Genomic DNA, 2361 nt, shown 5'->3' with positions numbered 1-2361 from the left:
CCGCATGGCTCGTCGTGCTGTACGGCATGCCGGGCTTCGGCTACATCATCACCGCGACGTTCCTGCCCGTGATCGCGCGCGCCGCGCTGCCGGCCGGTTCGCCGTGGCCCGACCTGTTCTGGCCGATGTTCGGTGCGGCGCTGATCGTCGGCGCGATCACCGCCGCGCGGCTGCCCGGGCACTGGGACAACCGGCTGCTGTTGGCCGCCGGTTGCGCGACGCAGGCGCTCGGCATCGCCGCCGGGATCGTGTGGCCGAACGCGGCGGGTTTCTCGGTCGGCAGCGCGCTGCTCGGGCTGCCGTTCACCGCGATCACGCTGTTCGCGATGCGCGAGGCGCGGCGTTTGCACGGCGAGCGGGCAGCCGGGCTGATGGGCTATGCGACCGCGTCGTACGGGGTCGGGCAGATTCTCGGTCCGCTCGTCGCGGCGCCGCTGGCCGCCCGCTTCGGGTCGTTTTCCCCCGCGCTGTGGGTCGCGGTGGCCGCGCTGCTGCTCGGCGCGGCCGGCTTCGCGGCGACCGCCGCACGAGCGCGCCTGCAACCGTGATATCGGCGGGGACGGATCGTCTGCGGCACGGGCAAACTCGCTAGAATGAAGCCTTTCCCGCGCCGAGCGGGTGCGCGGGCAGCCGGCTGGCGGCCGTCCGGCGCCTGCCAGATCCCCATCGATGACCACCGCCGATTACCGCTTTTGCCCGCGCTGCGCGAGCCCGCTCACCGAGCGCGCCGATCCCGACCATGAAGGCGGCCGCATTCGCCAGGCGTGCCCCGACGACAGCTGCGGCTATGTGCACTGGAACAACCCGCTGCCCGTCGTCGCCGCGATCGTCGAGCTCGACGGCAAGATCCTGCTCGCGCGCAATGCGGCGTGGCCCGAAGGGATGTTCGCGCTGATCACCGGCTTCCTCGAGAACGGCGAGACGCCCGAAGACGGCATCGCGCGCGAGGTCTTCGAGGAAACGGCGCTGAAGGCCGAGCACGTGTCGCTCGTCGGCGTCTACGAATTCATCCGCAAGAACGAGCTGATCATCGCGTATCACGTGCGTGCATCGGGCACGGTCGCGCTGTCGCCGGAACTGCTCGAATACAAACTCGTCGATCCGCCGCTGCTGCGCCCGTGGCGCGCCGGCACGGGCGTCGCGCTCGCCGACTGGATGCGTGCGCGCGGCCTCGATTTCGAGTTCGTCGACCGGCCGGGGCAGTGACGGGCCGGCCTGTCAGCAAGGTCGCATCTGCCGTGTCGCGAGCGCTCGCGGCACGGCGCTCCGCTTCTTGCCGGCGCGCGCCGTCATGCGGCCGCCGCGCATCGTCCTCATCGCTTCCATCGTCCTGACCGCCATCGCCATGTCCGACAAGCCGCAACCGCGTCCGCGCGACGCCTATCACCACTTCCTGCCGATCACGACCCGCTGGATGGACAACGACGTCTACGGGCACGTGAACAACGTCGTCTACTACAGCTACTTCGACACGGTCGTGAACGAATACCTGATCCGTGCGGGCGTGCTCGACGTCGAGCACGGGCAGACGATCGGCCTCGTGGTCGAGACGCAGTGCAACTACTTCGCGCCGCTGGTGTTTCCGCAGTCGGTCGACGCGGGGCTGCGGGTCGTGAAGCTCGGCACGTCGAGCGTGCGCTACGAGGTCGGGCTGTTCGCGCAGGGCGACGCGTCGCCCGCCGCACAGGGGCATTTCGTGCACGTGTACGTCGATCGCGGCACGCGCCGGCCGGTGCCGCTGCCCGACGCGCTGCGCGCAGCGCTCGAGCCGCTCGCGGCCTGATTTCGCCTTGCACGCATTCGCGCTCCAGGCCTTCAACGGCCTCAGCTACGGCTTGCTGCTGTTCATGCTGTCGGCCGGACTCACGCTGATCTTCAGCGTGCAGGGCGTGCTCAACTTCGCGCATGCGAGCTTCTACATGCTCGGCGCGTATGTCGGCTACAGCATCGCGGCCAGCGCGGGCTTCTGGCCCGCGCTGGTGCTCGCGCCGCTCGCGGTCGGGCTGCTCGGCGCCGGCTGCGAACGCATGCTGCTGCGCCGCGTGCAGGCGCGCGGCCATACGAGCGAACTGCTGCTGACCTTCGGCCTCGCGTACCTGATCGGCGAGGGCGCGAAACTCGTGTGGGGCCTCGCGCCGTTGCCGGCGCCCGTGCCGGCGTTGTTCGACGGTGCGCCCGTGACCGTATTCGGCCTCGCGCTGCCGCGCTACCGGCTGTTCATGATGGGGATGTCCACGGCGATGCTGGTCGCGCTCGGCGCGTTGCTGCGCGCGTCGCGTATCGGGCTCGTCGTGCGCGCGGCGCTGACGCACCGTGCGGCCGTCGAGGCGCACAACGAGCCCGATACGCGACGCGCGCAGA

The 2361-nt window shown here is 70.5% G+C and carries 4 protein-coding genes; all 4 read left to right on the top strand.

Going from position 1 to position 2361, the window contains the following annotated elements; genetic code table 11:
• Positions 1-548 (top strand): YbfB/YjiJ family MFS transporter (locus G3O06_RS47715; RefSeq protein WP_205820277.1); only part of this gene is annotated, 548 nt, incomplete at its 5' end.
• Between the two features lie 121 nt (positions 549-669).
• The gene (locus G3O06_RS47710; RefSeq protein ID WP_089456050.1) at positions 670-1206 is read left to right on the top strand and encodes an NUDIX domain-containing protein; all 537 of its coding nucleotides are present in this window, start codon (positions 670-672) and stop codon (positions 1204-1206) included.
• 139 nt (positions 1207-1345) lie between these two features.
• On the top strand, positions 1346-1783 hold the full coding sequence (locus G3O06_RS47705; protein ID WP_205820275.1) for a thioesterase family protein: 438 nt from the start codon (positions 1346-1348) through the stop codon (positions 1781-1783).
• Positions 1784-1790: 7 nt separating this feature from the next.
• Positions 1791-2361: branched-chain amino acid ABC transporter permease (locus tag G3O06_RS47700; RefSeq protein WP_205820273.1), on the top strand; the 571-nt coding region annotated here is incomplete at its 3' end.

It is taken from the genome of Burkholderia sp. Ac-20345 (genome assembly GCF_017104825.1).
Lineage (GTDB): Bacteria > Pseudomonadota > Gammaproteobacteria > Burkholderiales > Burkholderiaceae > Burkholderia > Burkholderia lata_B.
The sequence above is the reverse complement of the archived record's forward strand: the minus strand, read 5'-3'. Positions and strand labels throughout refer to the sequence as shown.

Coding starts and splice junctions, on each gene's coding strand:
- G3O06_RS47710 (WP_089456050.1), top strand. CDS start 670: ATGACCACCGCCGATTACCGCTTTTGCCCGCGCTGCGCGAGCCCGCTC.
- G3O06_RS47705 (WP_205820275.1), top strand. CDS start 1,346: ATGTCCGACAAGCCGCAACCGCGTCCGCGCGACGCCTATCACCACTTC.